The 20,255-nt window shown below is 62.8% G+C and carries 14 protein-coding genes and 1 pseudogene; all 15 read right to left on the bottom strand.

The genetic code is table 11. From position 1 onward, the window contains the following. Window positions 1-14: 14 nt before the first annotated feature. The gene (gene pseC / locus AC3WJP_RS10550) at window positions 15-1,172 is read right to left on the bottom strand and encodes a UDP-4-amino-4,6-dideoxy-N-acetyl-beta-L-altrosamine transaminase (RefSeq protein ID WP_493721211.1); all 1,158 of its coding nucleotides are present in this window, start codon (window positions 1,170-1,172) and stop codon (window positions 15-17) included. Then, window positions 1,169-2,170 (bottom strand): UDP-N-acetylglucosamine 4,6-dehydratase (inverting), encoded by a 1,002-nt coding sequence (gene pseB / locus AC3WJP_RS10545; protein ID WP_493721210.1) that lies wholly within the window; start codon window positions 2,168-2,170, stop codon window positions 1,169-1,171. The genes pseC and pseB overlap by 4 nt, the downstream gene beginning before the upstream one ends. 26 nt (window positions 2,171-2,196) lie before the next feature. Beyond that, entirely contained in the window at window positions 2,197-5,124 is a 2,928-nt protein-coding gene (locus tag AC3WJP_RS10540; protein ID WP_493721209.1) for a TIGR00180 family glycosyltransferase, read from the bottom strand. A gap of 204 nt (window positions 5,125-5,328) precedes the next feature. Further along, window positions 5,329-8,901 carry a glycosyltransferase gene (locus AC3WJP_RS10535; RefSeq protein ID WP_493721208.1) on the bottom strand — a complete coding sequence of 1,191 codons (3,573 nt, stop codon included), beginning with the start codon at window positions 8,899-8,901 and terminating at the stop codon, window positions 5,329-5,331. Between the two features lie 128 nt (window positions 8,902-9,029). Continuing rightward, a complete protein-coding gene (locus tag AC3WJP_RS10530; RefSeq protein WP_493721207.1) occupies window positions 9,030-10,631 on the bottom strand; it encodes a flagellar hook-associated protein 3 in 1,602 nt (533 codons plus the stop codon). A 13-nt stretch (window positions 10,632-10,644) separates the two neighbouring features. Continuing rightward, a complete protein-coding gene (gene flgK / locus AC3WJP_RS10525) occupies window positions 10,645-12,657 on the bottom strand; it encodes a flagellar hook-associated protein FlgK (RefSeq protein ID WP_493721206.1) in 2,013 nt (670 codons plus the stop codon). Window positions 12,658-12,667: 10 nt separating this feature from the next. Further along, the gene (gene flgJ, locus AC3WJP_RS10520; protein WP_493721393.1) at window positions 12,668-13,420 is read right to left on the bottom strand and encodes a flagellar assembly peptidoglycan hydrolase FlgJ; all 753 of its coding nucleotides are present in this window, start codon (window positions 13,418-13,420) and stop codon (window positions 12,668-12,670) included. Further along, window positions 13,406-13,942: pseudogene (locus AC3WJP_RS10515) on the bottom strand (rod-binding protein); the annotation flags it as partial. The pseudogene AC3WJP_RS10515 and the gene flgJ, both read right to left, overlap by 15 nt. An 11-nt stretch (window positions 13,943-13,953) precedes the next feature. After that, on the bottom strand, window positions 13,954-15,063 hold the full coding sequence (locus tag AC3WJP_RS10510) for a flagellar basal body P-ring protein FlgI (RefSeq protein ID WP_493721205.1): 1,110 nt from the start codon (window positions 15,061-15,063) through the stop codon (window positions 13,954-13,956). A gap of 12 nt (window positions 15,064-15,075) precedes the next feature. Beyond that, window positions 15,076-15,756 (bottom strand): flagellar basal body L-ring protein FlgH, encoded by a 681-nt coding sequence (gene flgH, locus AC3WJP_RS10505; RefSeq protein WP_493721204.1) that lies wholly within the window; start codon window positions 15,754-15,756, stop codon window positions 15,076-15,078. 76 nt (window positions 15,757-15,832) lie between these two features. Next, window positions 15,833-16,618, bottom strand: a complete 786-nt coding sequence (gene flgG / locus AC3WJP_RS10500; RefSeq protein ID WP_493721203.1) for a flagellar basal-body rod protein FlgG — start codon at window positions 16,616-16,618, stop codon at window positions 15,833-15,835. Between the two features lie 51 nt (window positions 16,619-16,669). Then, on the bottom strand, window positions 16,670-17,416 hold the full coding sequence (locus AC3WJP_RS10495) for a flagellar basal body rod protein FlgF (protein ID WP_493721202.1): 747 nt from the start codon (window positions 17,414-17,416) through the stop codon (window positions 16,670-16,672). Between the two features lie 314 nt (window positions 17,417-17,730). Then, window positions 17,731-19,062, bottom strand: a complete 1,332-nt coding sequence (flgE, locus tag AC3WJP_RS10490) for a flagellar hook protein FlgE (protein WP_493721201.1) — start codon at window positions 19,060-19,062, stop codon at window positions 17,731-17,733. Between the two features lie 30 nt (window positions 19,063-19,092). Next, window positions 19,093-19,791 (bottom strand): flagellar hook assembly protein FlgD, encoded by a 699-nt coding sequence (locus AC3WJP_RS10485; protein WP_493721200.1) that lies wholly within the window; start codon window positions 19,789-19,791, stop codon window positions 19,093-19,095. 15 nt (window positions 19,792-19,806) lie between these two features. Then, window positions 19,807-20,253 (bottom strand): flagellar basal body rod protein FlgC, encoded by a 447-nt coding sequence (flgC, locus tag AC3WJP_RS10480; protein ID WP_493721199.1) that lies wholly within the window; start codon window positions 20,251-20,253, stop codon window positions 19,807-19,809. Between the last annotated feature and the right edge of the window lie 2 nt (window positions 20,254-20,255).

The following is a 20,255-nucleotide window of genomic DNA, read 5'->3' as shown; positions in this document are numbered from 1 at the left end:
TCGACGATCAGTACTCAGCTCAACTGCGCACGCAACTGCTCGACCACTTGATCCTGCTGCTCATCGGTCAACGCCGGGAACATCGGCAGGCTGATCGCTTGCGCGTAGTAATGCTCGGCCTCGGGGAAATCCCCGGCGGCAAAACCCTGCTCGCGGTAATAGGGCTGCAAGTGCACCGGAATGTAATGCAGATTGACGCCGATACCAGCGGCCCGCAGAGCTTCGAACACGTGCCGATGACTCACGGCCAGGTGCTCGGTCTGCAGGCGCACCACGTACAGGTGCCAGGCCGAGTGCGCCTCGGCCTGGGCGCTGGGCAGCGTCAGCGGCAGGTCCGCCAACAGCTGATCGTAACGCTGCGCCAGATAACGGCGTCGGGCGATAAAGGCGTCGAGCTTGCCTAGCTGCGAGAGCCCCAGCGCAGCCTGGAGATCGGTCATCCGATAGTTGAAGCCCAGCTCCACCTGCTGGTAATACCAAGGGCCGTGGCTGGGTTCATCCATTTGCCCCGGGTCACGGGTCATGCCGTGGCTGCGCAGACGCTGCAGCCTGGCGGCCAGTTGCGCGTCGTTGGTGAGAACCATGCCGCCCTCCCCCGTGGTGATGATTTTCACCGGGTGAAAGCTGAACACCGTCATGGCCGCAAAAGCTCCGCAGCCCACCGGGCGGCCGGCATAATCGGCCCCCAGCGCATGGGCAGCGTCTTCGATGAGGATGAAGCCGTAACGCTCGGCCAAGGCGGCGATGGCCTGCAGGTCACAGCTCTGACCGGCGAAGGCCACCGCGACCAGCACCTTGGGCAAGGTCCCGCTGGCTTCGGCCTGCGAGAGCTTGGTGGCCAGCAAGTTGGCGTCGAGGTTCCAGGTGCGGGGGTCGATGTCGACGAAATCCACCGTGGCGCCGCAGTAACGCGCGCAGTTGGCGGATGCCAGAAAGGTGTTGGGGCTGGTCCACAAGCGATCCCCGGGGCCCAGCCCGGCCGCCAGGCAGGCAATGTGCAGCGCCGCCGTGGCGTTGCACACCGCCACCGCGTGCTGCGCCTGGCAGCGCTCGGCCACGGCGACCTCGAAGCGCTCCAGCGTCGGGCCCTGGGTCAGCCAATCGGAATGCAGCACCTCGAGTACGGCGTCGATATCCGCGGCGTCGAGGCTCTGTCGGCCATAGGGGATCATGCCTGCAATTCGCCGTGCAGCCTGGCGATCTGCGCCACGTCGAGGAACTCGCTGTTGGTGTCGGAGCTGTAGTTGAAGTCCTCGGCCACCGGCTCCCCGCGCTCGCCCAGCCCGTCGACGGCAAAGTCGAGATCGGCCTGAGTGAAACGGATCGACGGCTGGATGGTGTAGTGGTCCTTGAATTCCAGGGTCATCCGCGCGTCGTCAGTCGGCACCATCAATTCATGCAGCTTTTCGCCCGGGCGAATGCCCACCAGCTTGTGCGGCAGGCCGGGCGCCATGGCGGTGGCCAGATCGACGATACGAATGGATGGAATCTTCGGCACGAAGATCTCGCCGCCGTGCATGCGCGCAAAATTGTCCAGCACGAACTGCACGCCATGATCGAGGGTGATCCAGAACCGTGTCATGCGCACATCGGTGATCGGCAGTTCCGTGGCGCCCTCTCCCAGCAGTTTGCTGAAGAACGGCACCACCGAACCACGGGAGCCGGCGACGTTGCCGTAGCGCACCACCGCAAAACGGGTCTCCTGGGCGCCGGCAATATTGTTGGCGGCGACGAACAGCTTGTCCGACAGCAGTTTGGTGGCGCCGTAGAGGTTGATCGGGCTGGCGGCCTTGTCGGTGGACAGCGCGATGACCTTCTTGACGCCGTTGTCGATGGCCGCGTTGATGATGTTCTCGGCGCCATTGACGTTGGTGCGGATGCACTCGGTGGGGTTGTACTCCGCCGCCGGCACTTGCTTGAGCGCCGCTGCATGGACCACGTAATCGATGCCGCGCATCGCCACGCGCAGGCGCTCGGCGTCCCGCACATCGCCAATGAAATACCGCATGCAGGGCGCGTTGAACACCTGCTGCATTTCATACTGCTTGAGCTCGTCGCGGGAGAACACTACCACCCGCCGCGGCTGATACTGCTCCAGCAGGCGGCGGATGAAATTGCGCCCGAACGAGCCGGTGCCGCCGCTGATGAAAATCGATTTGTCGTTGAACATGGCGTGATCCTCTGCGCACTGCGGGCTCAGCCCAGCAGCGGCGCCCAGTCGATGGCGGCGGCGTCACCCAAGGCGAACGAGCCGCCGAGCTGGGACAGGTTCTGATTGTACGCAAGGTCATGAGCGAAATTGCCCGGCCACTTGCGCTGCAGCGAGAACAGCGTTTGCGCCGGCTGCGCGACGATGCCGGGGTGCACCACCTGCACGTACGGCGTCCACACGATCAACTGTCCGGCCTGGCCGACTTTCAGGCACAGGTCGACATCGCTCAAGGCGCTGGCGAACAGATTGTCCTCCAGCCCCCCTACCGACTCGAACAATGCCTTGCCGATCATCAGGCAGGTGGCCGAAACCGCCGAGTAGTTCTGGTCGACGATCAGGCGCTGCAGGTAACCATGGGCAGCGTTGGCCTCACCGCTGAAGGCCGGCAGCACGCCCGCCCGGCCGCTGAGGATCAGCCCGGCCTGGGTGACCTGACCGCTGGCGTCTATCAGCTTGGCGCCGACCACACCCACCTCCGGGCGCAGCGCATGGTTGAGCAACGACTCGATCCAGTTCGGGTTGACGATCGCCGCGTCGCTGTCGAGCAATACCAGAAACTCGCCCTGGGCCTGCTGACTGGCGGCGTTGTACAGCGCCGCGAGGCTGATTGGCTGTTCGCTCTTGAGCACCCGCACACGCCCGCCAGGCTGACTGTTGTGATCCAGCCAGTGGAGCATGTCCGGATCCTGCGAAGAGTTGTCCACCACCAGCACTTCGTAACGGTTGTAGCGGGTGCGCAGGCGCAGACTTTCAAGGGTGGCCTGCAGCTGCGCGAGGTTGTCCTGACACGGCAGAATCACACTCACCAGCGGCCTCGCGCTGTGGCGGTAATCGATGCGGTAGGTGCCCGGTTGCTCACTGGTGACGGCAGCCTGGTAGCCACGGGTGGCGAGATGGCGGATCAGCGTCTGGCGCTCGTGGCTGTTTTCTTCCAGCGGCACCGCGCTGCAGATCAGCAGCGGTTCGTCGAGGTGCGCCAGCCAGCCCATGCCGCCGGTTTCGATGATGCGCAGCAGCAGGTCGAACTCCAGCGCATTGCTGAAGTTGGCCGAATAACCGCCCGCTGCGACCAGTACGTCGCGGCGGATCAGCCAGTGGCGCGCCATCAATGCCGGCACGCTTTGCAGCAGGTCGAGATTGAAGCCCGGACGGAACACGTCCTTGAGCGAGCCATCGGCCTGGCGATGAATCTCGTCGGCGGCGACGGCGCGGCAATCGGGCGCCTTGAGCAGCTCCAGCGCCGCGCGGGCCAGGCCCGCTGGAGTGAACTGATCGCCCACCTCAGCGAGGATCAGCCAGTCGCAGGTCGATTGCCGTGCCAGCTGATTGAGCTTGTCAACGTACAGCGCCTTGGTGACTTTGACGAAATGCAGGGTGTTGAGCACGGTCGTCGCTACCGGTGGCTCGCCGGTGGTGAAGACGACGATCTTGAACGCTTTGTAATGTCCCTCGACCAGGCTATCGAGGGTGATCTGCAGCTTCTCCATGTCGTTGTCGAGGTCTAGCAGCAGGATGCCGATCTGCGGCGTGGCAGGCTGGCTCTGCAAGTAGTCGACGATCTTGGCGCCTTGCGCAGGCGCCGGGTCACGGGCATCGAGCCAGCTCATCAGGCGACCGGAAGGCATGCTTGCCAGGGTATCGAAAGGGTCCCGTGCGCCCACAGTGCGCAGCCGCTCGGCCCAGTCCTGAAGCCTCTCGCTGGCTTGGGTTTCGTCCACTTCATCCAGGCGCAGGGCCAGTTGCTCGACGACGCGGCGGTTGAAGACGCTGCAATCCATGGCCTTCCACAGGCGTTCGATGATTGTCTCGGCAACGTCGTTGGCATGCCCCTTGAGCAGCGCTTGCTGACGAGTCCAGACCCCTTCGAGCTGCTCCAGTTGCAAGCGCCCTGCCGGTTTGGCGTGGATCAGGAATTCGATGGCGGTGAGCTGGTCGAAAAACGCCTGATTGTAAAACGGCATCTCGACATATTGGGTCGGCTCGAACAGGCGCTGCGGCGGCTTGAAGGCATCCCTCCAGCGTGACTCGACGATCAACTCCAGGCCCAACGAACGGCCGCTGCTCAGGCATTCGCTCATCGCCTCGAAACAGTCCAGCACCGCCTCTTTGCGTTGCGCCGGATCGTGCTCGGCGAAGCTCGGAACGGTACCGAGCAGCTCGGCAAACGCTTCGCGCACCGCCACCGACGCCTGGTCCGGTTGCTGCAGCACGCCGAGTACATCGCTGCCGTGCTCGGATTGCGGATAGTTGAGCTCGCGTATCACATAAGGGATCGGCAACACCCGCGCCTTGGCGCTCGCCAGCAGCCAGAATACCTGGCTGATTTCAAGCCATTCGAAGCTGATGTCCGCGGGCAGCTGCGCCAGCCAATCGCGGGCCAGTTCAGTGCGCGTCACCGCGTACAGCGTCGGCAAGTATTGACCCATATAGGCCAGGGTCCGCGCCCGGCCCGACTCGTTGGCGTAGTCCTCCTGCACCTTGCGGTCGCGGCGGTAATAGGACACGCCGTCGGCCTGCGCCTGGTACATGAGAGCGTACCCGTGGCACAGCCCGTAGTCGGAATGTTGCTCAAGGAATGTCAACGCGCTGGCAATGCCGTCATGCAAGGCAAAATCATCATCCGCGGCAAACACCATGAATGGCGTCTCGACCTGCTGCACGCCGTAGTCGAGTTTAGCGGGCAGCGCCCGGTACGCGAATTGCGGGACGTGATGGTAATCGGCGTCAGGAAACTGACCGGCGATCTCGGTGTTGGCTGCGGTCGAGGAATCCAGCACCAGCACCCGGCAGCCGAGCGTGGCGTAGTACTGCAGTGCGCGTCGCAGAAAGGCCGGACGATTATGCGTGAGCAACACGAGCGTAAGCCGCCCGTGCAGTGCCGGCGAATGTTCGGAGACTGGCAGATTTGGCATGACCTTTCCTTAGACGGACAAACGGCTGTGGCTGGACAGAGGGGATCGGGGCGACTGCCAGTGATACGTCGCGGTCGCCAACCCCTGCATCGCAAAGAGCGGATTTATGACGCTATCGGGGGGATTTGCATGAAGCATGCCAGCCCACGGCAGGTGTCGGGCCACAGCGGCAAGGGGATTGCCCCCTCGCCGCCCATTCAGCGGTCAGTCACCCAACCATGCCGACGCCCAATGCTGGACGTTGTCGGAGCGCAGCATGTAATCGCGCAACACCGTGCGTTTGAGCTCGTCGCCCATACGGTAGCTGGCCTCGGGGTCGGCCAGGTGCATGCGAATAGCCTCGAGCCATTCTTCGGTGGAGTTGCTGAGCACCCGTGTGCACGGCAAGTAGCCGCCATAGGCGGCGGTATTGCTGCAGATCACCGGGTAGCCGCAAGCGCCGTATTCCAGCAGGCGCAGATTGCTCTTGCAGTCGTTGAAGGGGTGGAACTCCAGCGGCGCCAGCGCCAGGTCGAGGTTGAGGCTGGCGAGCTTGGCCGGGTAGATACCCAGGCCGATCACGCCATGAAACTCATGCACGTACGGGCGCAGGATATCCGGGCACATGCCGAAGAATACCCATTCGACCTCGTCGGCCAGCAGCCGCACGACATCGGCGATCAGCTCCAGGTCGCCGCGGTGGCTGGTGCCGCCGCCCCAGCCGACCCGTGGCTTGCGCGAAGTCCGGCGCTTGCTGTGCAGGTTGCTCCACAGCTCGGTGGCCAGCATGTTCGGCACCACGCGGATATCCTGATGCATGCCGGCCAGGGCATCGGCCAGCGGCTCGGTGGAAACCACCACCCGGTCGCACCGGGCAATCACCTGCTTGATGCTGTCGGCCACCGAGGGCGGCAGGTCCCGAGCATGGTCGTTCTTCTTCGGAACATTGGTGACCAGGTCATCGAGCTCGAAAATCAGCCGGCTGTTGAAGTAGCGCTTGAGGTTGGCGGCCTCTTCGATGGCGTTATCGAAATACCGCCCCTGCAGGATCACGACATCCGGACGCGAGCGCTCGATCTCCACCAGCGTTGGGGTCTCGTAGGCCACGCGGCCGACGATCCGGCCGGCCGCTTCCAGCTCCTTGAGCGGCTGCACGACCCGATAGTGGCCGACCGCAGTGGTGTTGATCGGCAGTCCCATGACCGTAGGCAGTGGCCGGTGGGTAAAGGGATACCAGTCATTGCGCTTGCCGGGCTCGAGAACGAAACTGGCGCCGTCCAGACTGAGATTAGGGTTGTACGCCGGGTCTCGGGCGATACGCGGCAGCCAGCGATCGAGCATGCGAGTACCGACCGATTGCTGGATTTCAGTGGTGTCTTCGTAGGCCTTGCGGGCGCCGATCGCCAGCTGCGCATAAGGGGTCCAGACGGTCAGCAGGCCATGCTCGGCGATGCGCAGGCACAGGTCCACGTCATGGCCCAGACTGGCGAAATGCGTGGTATTGAACCCGTCGAGCTCATCGAACAGCGCCTTGTGCACCATCAGGCAGTCGATACCGACGGCGCTGTAGTTCTGGGTGATCTGCAAGCGCTGCATATACCCCGGCGCGTCGGCCGCCACCGAGAAAAACGGCGTCGCCCAGCCACCTTTCATGCCCAGCACCACGCCAGCCTGCTCGACGCCGCCATCCGGACGCACCAGCCGCGGGCCGACAATGGCTACCTCCGGGCGCTGCGCCAATTGCACCATCTGCCCGAGCCAGTCCTGCTGGGTCGCCATCAGGTACGGGCTGAAAAACAACACCAGCTCGCCTCGCGCCTGTGCCGCACCGGCATTGAAGGCCGCCGCCGGGCTCAGGCTCGATTCGCAATCGAGCACGCGCAGCTTGTCGCCGCCCAACTGGGCCATGCCCGCGAACCATGCCCGCGCATCCGCCGAGGCGCTGGCGTTATTGACCAGCACCACCTCGAAGTGGCCGTAACCGGTATTGCCGAGCAGGCACTCGACGCAGCGCTGCACCAACGCGAGCTGATCCTTGCTGACGATCACGATCGACACCAGCGGGCGGCTCGGATGCAGGTATTCGATATGGGTCAGCAACACGCCAGCGTCCGACTGCAGCCGATAATCGATGCCAAGGCGCTGCAGATGAGCTTCGACCACCGGCGCGTTCTGCTCGACCACCTGCGGTACGGCCAGCCATTGCGCCAGGGAGTACTGCGACTCCACCAGGACCTCGGCGACATGCCCGATCGCCAGGCTGCCGGACGACTCGAACAGCCGCCACAGCAGGTCGATGCCAGCCAGCTCGCCGAAGCGCGACTGCAGACCGCCCACCGCCAGCAAGGCCCGGCGCTGGAACGCCAGATTGCGCCCGACGTAGGGATAGCTGCGCAGCATGTCGAGGTTGAAGTCGGGCTTGAACACCGGGTCCCGGGACTCGCCATCGCGCAGCGCCCCTTCGTCGCCGTAAAGACACTGCAGAGCGGCACTTTGACTGATGCGCTGGGCGAGCAGAAACAGCGCGGGGGCGGTCAAGCGGTCACCACTGCGCAACAGGTAGATCCAGTCGGCGCCCTCCAGTTGCGGTAGCAGCTGGTTGATCTGCGCGTTGACGTCGTCCTGCAACGGCAGGGTGAAGACTTTCTCGACCAGCTGCGGCGCAGCGCAGTCGGCGCTCAGCACCAGGATCAGTTCCGGCGGGTAATGCTGCTCGGCAAGGCTGCGCAGGCTGATCTCGACCCCGGCGCTGTTACCTGCCGGATCGACGATCACCGGCACGATGCGCGGGCGCTGCGGCCAACTGGCAACAACATCCGGGAGCAACGCCAGATGGGCCGCGCTCAACGCTCGGCAGCCGAGCCAATCCTGATAGAGCTCGGCAAAACTCTCGCTCTTGATACCCACATGAAAGGCGTGCTGCCCGACCTTGCGGATCATCGCGTGGTTGAGCGCCAGCTCTTCCCATTCACGGGGTAGCTGGCTGGCCCGCTCCAGCGGTACATAGCGCACATAGCCCGCGTGCGGCGGGGGTTCGCTGCTGCGCTCCTTGAGCATCTGGCTCAGCCAGTCACGCTCGCGCCCTACCGCGTCCCGAACTGATTGACGCTGGCTCAGGCGCTGCGGATGCAAGCGCTCGACCGCCAGGATGTCGTTGATGTAGACCATGTTGCCGCGGCCCAGCAGGCAAATGAACAGCGCCAGGTCCAGCAGCCCGACGAAGCCGTGCCCGGGGGTGGTCAGCGCCGGCAGCAGCACCTGCAGATCGACGCGGCGAAACAGCGCGCTGGTCAGGCATCCGAGAAAGTTGGACGGAAAGGACTCGAGCATGCCCAGCATGTCCGTTCCCAGAAACAGCGACGTGGTGGGAGCGATGCCGATGTTGGCCATGCGTGCCGGCAGGCGGATCTCCTCGCGATCGCAGAAATAGCGCTGTGCGAGCACCAGATTGACATCCGGATTTTCCAGCATGGCGGTGGCCTGATGGCGCAGGCACTCGGTGTACAGACGGTCATCGTCGCAGAGGAACTTGATCAGCTCGCCCCGCGCTTCGTCCAGGCCTCGCTGCAGATTGCCCGCCATCCCCAGGGGTTGCGCATTGCGGTAGTAGCGGATCGGCACCTGGCTGGCGACGCCCTGTGATTCGCAGGCAGCCTGGATCTCGGGACCGGGCGAATCGTCGCAGACGATCACTTCCAGATTGGCGTAGCTCTGCGCCAGCGCATCCTGCAAGGCCATCGCGAAGAAGTCCGGATGGGAGGCGGGAATGACGATGCTGACCAGCGGGACTGAAGACACTATGAACGCTCTCACGCGGCGGGCGTGCGGCGATAACGTGACTAGGTGACTACGTGACGTGCGCGCCGACGCTACAGAAGGGATGACCGCGGGGCACCTGCCCCGCGGCGATGGCTAGCGAGTGTAGCTTAGAGCTTGTTGAACAGCCCGAGTTGCGAGATACGGCTGAACGCCAGTTGCGCCGCCGACAGCATGGTCTGCTGCAGCGTGAGGCGGGTCATGACTTCGGCCGGATCGGAGTCGCGGATCGTCGACTGATTGGTGGTGTTGTTGGTGGTCAGTGTGGTGTTGGTGGTGGACTGGGCATCTACCGCCTGACCCCGCGCGCCGATCGAGCTCAGCGCCGTGCTGATCTGATCGGTACCGGCACTCAAGTTGCCGATCGCCGATTGCAGCTGGGCGTTGAGCTTTTGCTGGGCGACCGGATCACCGTCGGTCGGCGTCATCAAGGCGTTCTTCAGATCGTTCAGGGTATTGAGAATATTCTGAGTGGTATGGGTATTGGCTTGCACTGTGAACTGGTCACCGGTCGCCGGAGTACCGCTGATGTCGAACTTGACGCCCGCCAGGGTCACCGAGCCGCCTGTCAAAGTCTGAGTGTCGATCGCCTTGCTGTTGGTGGTCAGTGGCGAAGCGTAAAGCGCCACCGTGGTCGGCGAGGTCCCAGTGACCTTGAGCACCGCGCCACCGGACGGGAACTGGCTGGTGTAGGCAGTCGCATTGGCAGCCCGGGTGGCTGCGGATGCGCTAGTGTCCGAAGCCCCGGTGATAGCCGAAGTGATCTGCGATGTCGAAGTATTGGAACTGGTGCGCGCCGTGTTGAAGGTATCCGGGGTCGCGGCGAAGGTGAAGCTGCGACCGGTCAATACCGTCGAGGCATCATCCCCCGTGGCCAGGTTGACGTTGAGCGTCAGATCGACGCCCCGGAAGCTCACGGTCTGGTCCGACGCAGTACTGGCCGAGACCACGCCATTGGCGGTCAGCTCGGAGGTCCTGTCGGTGCCGCTGCTGTCCGTGATCGACAGCTGGGTGGGGCTCGTGTACGTGATGGTGTACGGCGCGCCGCTGGTGAAGCTGGAGCTGTAGGTGGCGCTGTTGGAGACGATACCGCCCGACAGCGTGACCTTGCTGTCATCGACGCTCGGTGTCGTGCTGGTACGCGTGGTGTTGGTCGCCTGCTCGAACGCATCCCAGCCGGTGGTATTGCTGGCGATCGACAAGCCCTGGCCGATCGCCAGGTTGATCGAGGTCTGGTCGCCGTTGTAGGTGTACGAGCCGTCGGCGTTCACCGTGTAGGGCGCCGTCGAAGACTTGGAGCCGGAGAACAGGTAGTTGCCGCTGGCATCCTGGCTGTTCATCAGGCCGAGCACCTGGGACTGGATCTGCGCCAGCTCTTCGGCGTTGGCCTGACGGTCAGCGTCGGTATAGGTGGCGTTACTCGCCTCCAGGGTCAGCTCGCGGGCACGCTGCAGGGCGTTGGTGATACTGGTCAGAGCGGTTTCCGACGAGGTCAGCGTGGTGGTGGCGCTGGTCATGTTGCTCTTGTACTGGGTCAGCATCGAACTCTGCTGGCTCAACTGCAACAGACGCGCCGCCCCCAGAGGATCATCCGCAGCGGTATTGACGCGAATCAGGCTGCTGGCCTCTTCGCCGGAGGCAACCACGTTGCCGTAGGTGCGGGAGTAATTGGCAGCGCTGGTTTCGTAGTATTGACTGGTGGAAATACGCATACGTCAGCGCTCCTTAAAGGTTGTTGATCAAGGTATCGAACATGGTCTGGGCCGCCTTGATGATCTGCGAAGAGGCGGTGTAGTACTGCTGATACTTGACCAGGTTAGCGGTTTCTTCGTCGAGGTTGACCCCGGATACCGAATCGCGCGAGGTGGTGGCCTGGGTCAGCACCGCGGTGGTCGCCGTCACGTCACTGGTAGCCTGCGCAGCCTTGGCACCGACGCTGGAGACCAGCGAGGCATTGGCATCGGACAGGCTCTGGCCCGCTCCGGTCGAGGTGCCGATGGTGGCCTTGGTCTGCAGCGCCAGCGTGGTAATGGCGTTGCGGTTGTCCGAGGAACCGGCGGCCGTCATCGACACGGTGTAAGTGTCGTTGGCCGCTGGCGTGCCGGACACGGTCATGGCAAAGCTGTAGCTCTTGCCGGCAATGGCGTTGCCGCTCGAGTCCAGCAGCGGGATCGAGATGTTCAGGTCGTTGTTTTGCCCGGGCACGATGGTGCCGGCGGCGCTGGTGATCTCGCTGCCTGCGGCGGTGTAGACCTTGTAGCTCTGAGTGCCATCGGCGGCCGCGCTGAAGACCAGCTTGACTGGCGCGGAGTTCTTGATCCCGGCCTGCAGATCGGCGCTGGTGCTGTCATTGAGCACCGAGCTCAGGGTCGGCTGAGTCACCGAACCGGACCCGCTGTTGCTGGAGCCCGCATTGACGGTCAAGGCGCCAGCGGCGGCAATGGTCTTGGGATCGGTCATGACGGTGGTCAGCGCCGAGGCACCGGTGCGGGTCGGGATGATCTTGAAGCTGTCGCCCGCCTTCACGTCCGTGCCATTGAGCGACAGCGTGAAGCCGTCGATCTCGGGCGTGTCGCTGGTGCTGTAGCTGCCCATGGCGGTGCCGTCCGGCAGCTTGCTGACGGAGTAATGGGTGGCGTCGCTGAAGGTCACCTGGTAATCGTTGGCCGTCAGCTTGCTGGTGTCGCTGATGCTCACGTTGAAGTTGCTGGTGCCGGTATTGGTCGTGGCACCGATGCTGCGTTGAGTGATCTGCGTGGCGCTGTTGATGTCGCTGTACAGGTCGCTGCCGAAGTTGCCGTTGCTGTCGACACCCTGGGCCAGCTGGCTGTTGACCTGATCGGACATCGTCAAGGCGATACGGCCAAGCTCGTTGGTGGCCGGCGTCAGAACATCGGAACGATAACGCAGCAGGCCGCCAATGGTGCCGCCGGTCACCACCGAGGTGATGTCGGTGCTGTACTGCGAATAGTTGAGCTGCAGGCTCAGCTGGGTCGCGTCGCTGGTGCTGGGCACGGTCGACAGCTTGTTGACGGTGTTGCCGCTGACCAGCGTCTGACCGTTGCCGATGTAGACGTCGTAGCTACCGTTGTTGTCGATGACCTTGGCACCCACCAGCTCGTTGAGTTGGCGGACGGCTTCGTTACGCGAGTCCAGCAGGCTGTTGGGGGTGCCACCGTTGCTTGCCTGAGCGATCTGGGTATTGAGGTTGGCGATGCTCGTCGCCAGGTCGTTGACCTTGCTGGCGGTGCTGGCCAATTGGTTGTTGATGTCGGTGTTCTGGTCGGCCAACTGGCTGGCCACGGAGTTGAACCGCGCACTCAAGGCCTTGGCCGAGGTCAGCAGCGAACTGCGCGCCGACGAGTCGCTGGCCGAGGTCGAAACCGCCTGCAACTGAGTGAAGAACGCCGACAGTGTGGTAGAGATGCCGGTGCTGTCGTCGGACAGCAGCGAGTCGGTGGTGGCCGACTGGGTCTGGTATGCCGTGGCATCGGCCGCCAGCGCGGTGGTGGTCTGCACCTGGGTATCGAGGAAGCTGTTGTAGATGCGACGAACATCGGACAGCGTCGTACCAGTACCAATGTAGCCCACGCCGATGTTCTGCAGCGCGGACGAAGTGGTCACCGTTTGTTGGCGCGAGTATCCAGCAGTATCGACGTTGGCGATGTTGTTACTGATGGTGTTCAGCGCTGCGGTGTTGGCATTGAGCGACGAGAGCCCGATGTTGATCAGCGACATGGTTCAGCCCTTATAAAGTCGTGGAGGAACTACCCATTGCGTAGTTCTGGTAGCTCTTCATCTGCTTGGCAATCTGGGAAATCTTCGAGGCGTAGTCCGGGTCGGTGGCGTAGCCGGCTTTCTGCAACTCTTTTACAAACTGTTCCGGGTTATCGGCCGCATTCACCACACCTTTATAGCGATCGTTGTTCTGCAACAGGCTGACCAGGTCGTGGAAGCTGTCGGCATACGAGGCGTAGGAACGGAACTGCGCGGTTTCCTTGACCATCTGGCCGTTGCGAAACTCGCTGGTGATCGCCCGCGCCTGCTCGCCCTGCCAGTTGCCGGACGCCTTGATACCGAACAGGTTGTGGCTGCTGCTGCCGTCTTCGGCGCGCATGACCGATTTGCCGAAGCCGGTTTCGAGAGCCGCCTGGGCCACCAGAATCTTCGGATCGACACCGATACGCGCGGCGGCTTCCTGTGCCATCGGCAGCATGGTGTCGATGAACTCGTCGCGCGAGGCGAACGCACCTTTGCCCGGCGCCAGAGGAATCTGCACGTGGCGAGCTTCCTGCGCCTTGACGATCGGCAGGGTCGGGTCCTGGGTCCAGTCGCCGTTGCCGCTGTCGGTGCTGGCGACGTCGCTGGTGCTAGCGACCACCGTGGACGCCGTGGACGCCTGATTCCGGCCCGCCAGCAGCACATTGGAATGCGCCGTGCCTTCGGGGTGCAGGCGGTTGCGGCTGGTATCGGTGGTGCCGTCACCTGTAGCCGACGGCACGATGCCCGCCAACAGGCGATCGGACAGCTTGCTCGGCAGCGACAGGCGCCGCTCGTTGAGCTTGGCCATGAGGTTGCCGCCGCTGATCGAGGTGCTGGCGGTGTTGTCGGCGGCGCCGTTGTGCACCGCGCCCAGCGGCGTACCGTTGCTGCCTGGACGCTGGAACGGATTGTTGCCGGCGCTATGGGCCACGCCCTTGGTCTTCGACAATTGCCGCATGAGCACGTCCTGCAGACCAATACCGCCTTGATGCGACATGGTCACGGCAAGCTGCTGGTCGTACATGGACTGGTACTGCTTGACGGTCTCGGTGTTGAGCGGGTTGTCCTTGGCCAGCACATCGTTGGCCGAACGCATGGACTTGAGCATCTCGCCGACGAACAGCGACTCGAACTCCTGAGCCACCTTTTTCAGGTTGGCGTCGCTGTCGCGATCGCCCACCTTGAGGTTGTTCAGACGATTGAGATCGGTGTAGGCGCCGCTGTCGGCGGGGGCGGAAACTCCACCCTTGGGCATGTCCATGGTCGCTTACCTCAAATGACGATCAGGTCGGCCTGCAAGGCGCCGGCCTGTTTCAAGGCTTCAAGAATGGCCATCAGGTCGCTGGGCGCAGCGCCGACCTGATTAACCGCCCGTACGATTTCGTCCAGGGTAGTACCCGGGCCGAACTTGAACATCGGCTTGGCTTCCTGCTGGGCATTGACCTTGGAGCGCGGCACCACGGCCGTGGTGCCGTTGGACAAGGCGCCCGGCTGGCTGACGATCGGATCTTCGGTGATGGTCACCGTCAGGCTGCCGTGGGTCACGGCAGCCGGCGAAACCTTGACGTTCTGGCCGATCACGATGGTGCCGGTACGCGAGTTGATGATGACTTTGGCAACCGCCTGGCCAGGATCGATCTCGAGGTTTTCCAGCACCGACAGGTAGTCGACGCGCTGGTTGGGATCGAGCGGCGCGGTGACTCGCACCGAACCGCCGTCGATGGCCTGAGCCACGCCTGGGCCGAGCATATTGTTGATGGTGTCGACGATATGCTTGGCGGTGGTGAAGTCGGAACGGTTGAGGTTCAAGGTCAGGCTGTTGCCCTGGTTGAAACCGCTCGGTACCGAACGCTCGACCGTGGCGCCGCCAGGAATGCGGCCCGACGATGGCACATTGACGGTGATCTTCGAACCGTCGCGACCTTCGGCGTCGAAACCGCCCACCACCAGGTTGCCCTGGGCGATGGCGTAGACGTTGCCGTCGATACCCTTGAGCGGGGTCATCAGCAGGCTGCCGCCGCGCAGGCTCTTGGAGTTGCCGATGGACGAGACGGTGATGTCGATGGCCTGACCGGGTTTCGAGAACGCCGGCAGATCGGCAAAGATCGATACCGCCGCGACGTTTTTCAGCTGCACGGTGCCCGTACCCGACGGCACCTTGATGCCGAACTGGGCGAGCATGTTGTTGAAGGTCTGCAGGGTGAACGGGGTCTGCGTGGTCTGGTCTCCCGTACCATCGAGCCCTACCACCAGACCGTAGCCGATCAACTGGTTGGTACGTACGCCCGAAATGCTGGCGATGTCCTTCAGGCGTTCGGCTTGAACGCTGAAGGCCACGGACAACAACATCGTCGCCGCAATCAGGTGTTTGAGTTTGAGCATGGTCAGGCGCACTCAGAAAGGCCAATACGGGCTAAGGAAAAAGCGATCCAGCCATCCAGTCTGGCTCGCGTCGGCAAAGGAGCCGGTTCCCGAGTACGTGATCCGCGCATCGGCTACCCGATTCGACGACACTGTATTGTCGGTTGCTATGTCATCTGCACGGATCATGCCAGCGATTCGCACCAGTTCTTCACCGGTGTTCAGGGTCATCCATTTCTCGCCGCGCACTGCCAGAATGCCGTTGGGCAGCACGTCGGCGACCGTCACCGTGACCGAGCCGGTCAGGCTGTTGCCCTGCGCGGCCTGGCTGGTGCCGTTGGTAGCGCGGTCGCCGCTGTAGCCGGCGTTGAGGTTGGCGTCGCCCGAATGCACACTGCTGCCGAACAGAGAGGTGATGCCCATGGTGGTGGCGCTGGTCTTGGCGATCTTGGAGTTCGCCGTTTTACTGGCGGCAGTCTTCTCGTTCAGGGTGATGGTGATGATGTCACCGACCCGGAACGCCTTGCGGTCGCCGTACATGTTTTGCTCGAACCCGGCCTGGTAGATCGAGCCATTGTTGGCCGCCGCAGGCAGCGGGGTGCGTGGCAACACCGGGGCGTAGTACGGGTCGTTTGGCTTGGGCTGAGGACCCATGCAGCCAGCGAGCAAAGTGATTCCACTCAAGGCGATTACGGTAGCGAACAAACGACTCATGACTTTCGACCTCACGGTGTAACAGGCGCCTTGGCGCCAACAGACGGACAGTGGTTTGAACAGCTCGATCAGTGCCTTACAGGTTCTGCGTGACGTACTGCAGCATGGAGTCTGCGGTGGAGATCACTTTGGAGTTCATCTCGTAGGCACGTTGGGTGGTGATCATGTTCACCAGCTCTTCCACGGTGCTGACGTTGGAGTTTTCCAGGGTGTTCTGCAGCGTCGTGCCCAGGCCGTTAAGGCCAGGGGTGCCGGCCTGCGGAGCACCGCTGGAAGCGGTTTCCAGGAACAGGTTGCTGCCGATGGATTGCAAGCCACCTGGGTTGACGAAGTCGGCGATCTGCAAGTTGCCGATCACTTGCGCTGCGGCGCTGCCAGGCACGGTGACCGAGACGGTGCCGTCGGTGCCGACCGTGAAGGTCTGGGCGTCGCTGGGCACGACGATGGCCGGGTTCAGGGCCATGCCGCTGGCGGTGACGATCTGGCCCGTGGAGTCCAGGTGAAAGGTACCGTCGCGGGTGTAGGCGATGGTGCCGTCCGGCTGGGTGATCTGGAAGAAGCCATGACCGTTGACGGCCAGGTCGAGTGGCTGATCGGTGGTCTGCAAGGAACCTGCAGTGAAGTTCTTCTGGGTACCGACGATGCGCACACCGGTACCGACCTGCAGACCCGATGGCAGCTCGGTGTCAGCGGTGGACTGAGCGCCCGGCTGGCGTTTGATCTGGTAGAGCAGGTCCTGGAATTCGGCGCGATCACGTTTGAAACCCGTGGTCGATACGTTGGCCAGGTTGTTGGAAATGGTAGTGAGGTTCAAGTCCTGGGCTTGGAGGCCGGTCTTGCTGACCCAAAGTGCTGGAAGCATGGTATTCGTCTCCTCGAGCGCCGGTTCGTCGGCGCGGGTTACAGATAATTCTTAAGATTGCAAAACGCGGGCCATGGCCTGGTCATCTTCCTTGGCCGTGGACATCATCTTGATGTGCATTTCGAACTGCTTCGAAAGCTCCAGTACCGACGTCATCTCTTCCACGGCATTGACGTTGCTGGCCTCCAGAAACCCGGAAGTCACCTGGACGTCGGCGTTCACCGGTGCGGCCTTGCCGTCGGCGGTACGGATCAGGCCGTCGGTGCCTTTGGTCATGTTCTTGAGATCAGGCTTGACCAGCTTGATGCGGTCGACCTGGGCCAGCGCCTGAGGCGATTGCCCCATGCCGCGAACGCTGATGGTGCCGTCGCTGCCGATCTCGATTTTCTCGTCCGGCGGCACGGCAATCGGTCCGCCGTTGCCCATGACCGGCAAGCCGCTGCCGGTGCGCAAGACGCCCAGGGCATCGATATTGAGGCTGGCCGAGCGGGTGTAGGCTTCTTTGCCGTCCGGGGTCTGCACCGCGATCCAGCCATCGCCGCCACTGCCGCTGACGGCGATGTCGAGGTCACGACCGGTTTCGATCATGGCACCGGGCTGGAAGTCGGTGGCAGGCCGTTCGGTCATGGCATAGGCGCGCGAGGGAAAGGTGTCGCCGAATACCGGCATGGAACGCGCCTGCTCCAGATCACGCTGGAAGCCGTTGGTAGAAACGTTGGCCAGGTTGTTGGCATGCACCTTCTGCGCGAGCGCGTTCTGGCTGGCGCCGGTCATGGCTACATAAAGCAATTTGTCCACACTGTATCTCCGGTGACGGGCGAATGCCGGTTAGCGAATCGATAACAGTGCTAGAGCAATTAGTGGGCCAACTTTGCAAAGACAGCTACAAGCCTTGATTTACAAGGGTTGCGCAATGGAGCGAGGGGGTGTGACAGAGTACCAAGACGGAAATACGGCGCCTGCTTGCCATGAGCGGCAATCTACCGCCGTCGGGTTTCTTGACGCCGAGCAATCCTGTAGCGAGGGGCTTGCCCCCGACAGCGGTCTCCCCGGCAAAGCTGCGTGCCGATGGAGACTTTTCGGAGGCAAGCCCCCTCGCTACATGGATAGCATTACACCGACTGGATCAGGGTCTGCATGATGGTGCTTTGGGTGGAGATGGTCTTGGCGTTCGCCTGATAGTTGCTCTGCTCCTTGATCAGGTTCACCAGCTCGGCAGTCAGGTCGACGTTGGAGTCTTCCAGCGCGTTGGACTGAATGCTGCCCAGGGTCCCGGTTTCCGGAGTACCGATGACCGGCACGCCCGACGCGTAGGACTCTTTCCACTTGGTGCCACCGACCGGGGTCAGGCCTTGGACGTTGGCGAAGTTGGCGATCGCCACCTGGCCAATGGTCTTGCTCTGGCCGTTGGTGAAGGTGGCGAAGATCGCACCGGTACTGTCAACGCTCAGGCTCGACAGCTCGCCGGTGGCGTAGCCGTTCTGGTCTTTGGCGGTCACCGCGGATGTGGCGTTGTACTGGGTCATGGAGTTCAGGTCGACGGTGATGTTGGCCGCCGCGGTAGAACCGTTGGTGCCCCATGTACCGTCTGCGGCCTGGGCGGCCGGCACCCAATCCTTGAGACTGAACACACCCGTGGTGACGCTCAAACCGGTCGGCAAGCCAGTGGTGGTATCGGCGGCAGGCGTAGTCAGATTGGCCACATCCAATGCACCGGACGTAGTGAAGCCGATCTGGTTGGCCAACGGCGTGGTCGACGACGGGGTCTGTGGATTGCGACCATCGATGGTGGTGTACATGGTCCAGGTGTTGGCATCGCTGTTCTTGACGAAGTACTGGTTCAACTGGTGCGAGTTGCCCTGGCTGTCGTAGATCTCGGTGTTGTAGGTGAAGTTGTAGCTGTTGACGTTGGCCGGATCGAAGGTCGCCACGGTCGGCACCGAAGCACTGGAGTTCAGGTTCAGCGTCTCCGACATGGTCGAAGTAGGCTTGGGGTTGAGGTTGGCGGTGTCGATTTTCAGGTTGCTGAGCACACCGGTCTGCAGAGTGCCGTTGGCATCCACGGAATAGCCCTGCAAGTTGTTGCCCGAGCTGTCGACGATGTAACCCGACTTGTCGCTGGAAAACGCACCGGCACGGGTATAGACCTTGGTGCCGTTGTCACTGAGGGTAAAGAAACCGTCGCCGTTGATGGCCAGGTCGAGGTTCTGGTCGGTGGTGCTGATGTTGCCCTGGTTGAACAACTGCGAGACCGCTTCGGTCTTGACACCGCTGCCGACCGTGGTCGACCCGGCGGTGGCCTTGATCGAGGCGGCATATTGGTCGCCGAATTCAGTACGCGAGGCCTTGAAGCCGGTGGTGGCGACGTTGGCGATGTTGTTGCCGGTCACGTCCAGCGCTTTGTTGGCTGCCGACAGACCGCTGAGACCGATATTGAAAGACATGTTGCTACTCCTGCGGCGGTAAGCCGGCCATTAATTCGCGATAGTCTGGACTTTCGAAAGGGCGACGCTGCTGCCCCCGGCGAGATTGAGCGTCATCTCACCACCGCTGGTGGTTGCCATGGTCACACTGCTGACCGTGGCGGGTAGATACGTGGTTGCTGCCGTGGCGACACCATCGAGGGTCGTCGTGGCCTTGAAGCTGTAGTTGCCCGCCGCCTGAGCCACACCTGAGGAGTTGAGGCCATCCCAGGTAAAGGCGGAGTTGCCGGTGGACTGAGCACCCAGGTCGATGGTGTCGACCAGACTGCCGGTGCTGTCGTACACATTGACGCTGGTCGCCGTGCTGGCGCCGGTAACGGCTACCGTACCGGTGATGCCCTTGGTCGGATCGAGCACCGCCGAGTCGCTGGCCACGATGACCGAGCGACCGACCAGCGACGAGGCTTGCAGCGCCTGCGACGACTGGTAGGTGGTGGCCAGGCTGTCAACCGTGGTGTTGAGGTTCTGCATGCTTTCGAGGCTGCTGAACTGGGCCATCTGCGACACGAACTGGGTGTTGTCCGTGGGGCTGAGCGGGTCCTGGTTCTTGAGCTGGGTGACCAGCAATTGCAGGAACGCATCTTTGCCCAACGCGCTGCCGGCGGTGCCGGTGGTTGGATCGGTGGTGCTGGTTGTCGCCTGGTACTGGGCCAGTGCGGCGGCGCCAGTTGCCGTGGTTGAAGTCGTCATGCTTTTGCGCCCCTATCACTGACCGAGGGTCAGGACCTTCTGCATCATGGTTTTCGCGGTGCTCATAATGTCCGCATTGGTCTGGAAGGAGCGACTGGCGGAAATCATGTCCGCCATCTCTTCAACCACGTTCACGTTCGGGTAATACACATAGCCATCCTTGTTGGCGGCCGGCGAGCTGGGCTCGTAGCGCGCTTCCAGGTTGCTCTGGTCCTCGACCACACCGGACACCTGCACACCGGCGCCCGACGAGTCGGAGTCGGCGAACAGCGAACCACTATCACCGCCGCCCTGAGCGTTCTGGAACATGGTGGCGAACACCGGGTGGCGCGCACGGTAGGTCTTGTCGATGCTCGACGAGACGGTCTCGGCGTTGGCGATGTTACTGGCGACGGTATTCAGGCGAGTGGTCTGTGCACTCATGCCGGTCCCGGCGATGTTGAAAACACTGGCTAGAGACATGG

Source organism: Pseudomonas sp. GW821-FHT01A09, assembly GCF_058986725.1.
This window is presented reverse-complemented; position numbering and strand designations above follow the sequence as displayed.

Bases quoted from the DNA above. Each gene is read 5' to 3' on its own strand.
- pseC (WP_493721211.1), bottom strand. From the start codon at position 1,172: ATGATCCCCTATGGCCGACAGAGCCTCGACGCCGCGGATATCGACGCC.
- pseB (WP_493721210.1), bottom strand. From the start codon at position 2,170: ATGTTCAACGACAAATCGATTTTCATCAGCGGCGGCACCGGCTCGTTC.
- AC3WJP_RS10540 (WP_493721209.1), bottom strand. From the start codon at position 5,124: ATGCCAAATCTGCCAGTCTCCGAACATTCGCCGGCACTGCACGGGCGG.
- AC3WJP_RS10530 (WP_493721207.1), bottom strand. From the start codon at position 10,631: ATGCGTATTTCCACCAGTCAATACTACGAAACCAGCGCTGCCAATTAC.
- flgK (WP_493721206.1), bottom strand. From the start codon at position 12,657: ATGTCGCTGATCAACATCGGGCTCTCGTCGCTCAATGCCAACACCGCA.
- AC3WJP_RS10510 (WP_493721205.1), bottom strand. From the start codon at position 15,063: ATGCTCAAACTCAAACACCTGATTGCGGCGACGATGTTGTTGTCCGTG.
- flgH (WP_493721204.1), bottom strand. From the start codon at position 15,756: ATGAGTCGTTTGTTCGCTACCGTAATCGCCTTGAGTGGAATCACTTTG.
- flgG (WP_493721203.1), bottom strand. From the start codon at position 16,618: ATGCTTCCAGCACTTTGGGTCAGCAAGACCGGCCTCCAAGCCCAGGAC.
- flgE (WP_493721201.1), bottom strand. From the start codon at position 19,062: ATGTCTTTCAATATCGGTCTCAGCGGTCTGTCGGCAGCCAACAAAGCG.
- AC3WJP_RS10485 (WP_493721200.1), bottom strand. From the start codon at position 19,791: ATGACGACTTCAACCACGGCAACTGGCGCCGCCGCACTGGCCCAGTAC.
- flgC (WP_493721199.1), bottom strand. From the start codon at position 20,253: ATGTCTCTAGCCAGTGTTTTCAACATCGCCGGGACCGGCATGAGTGCA.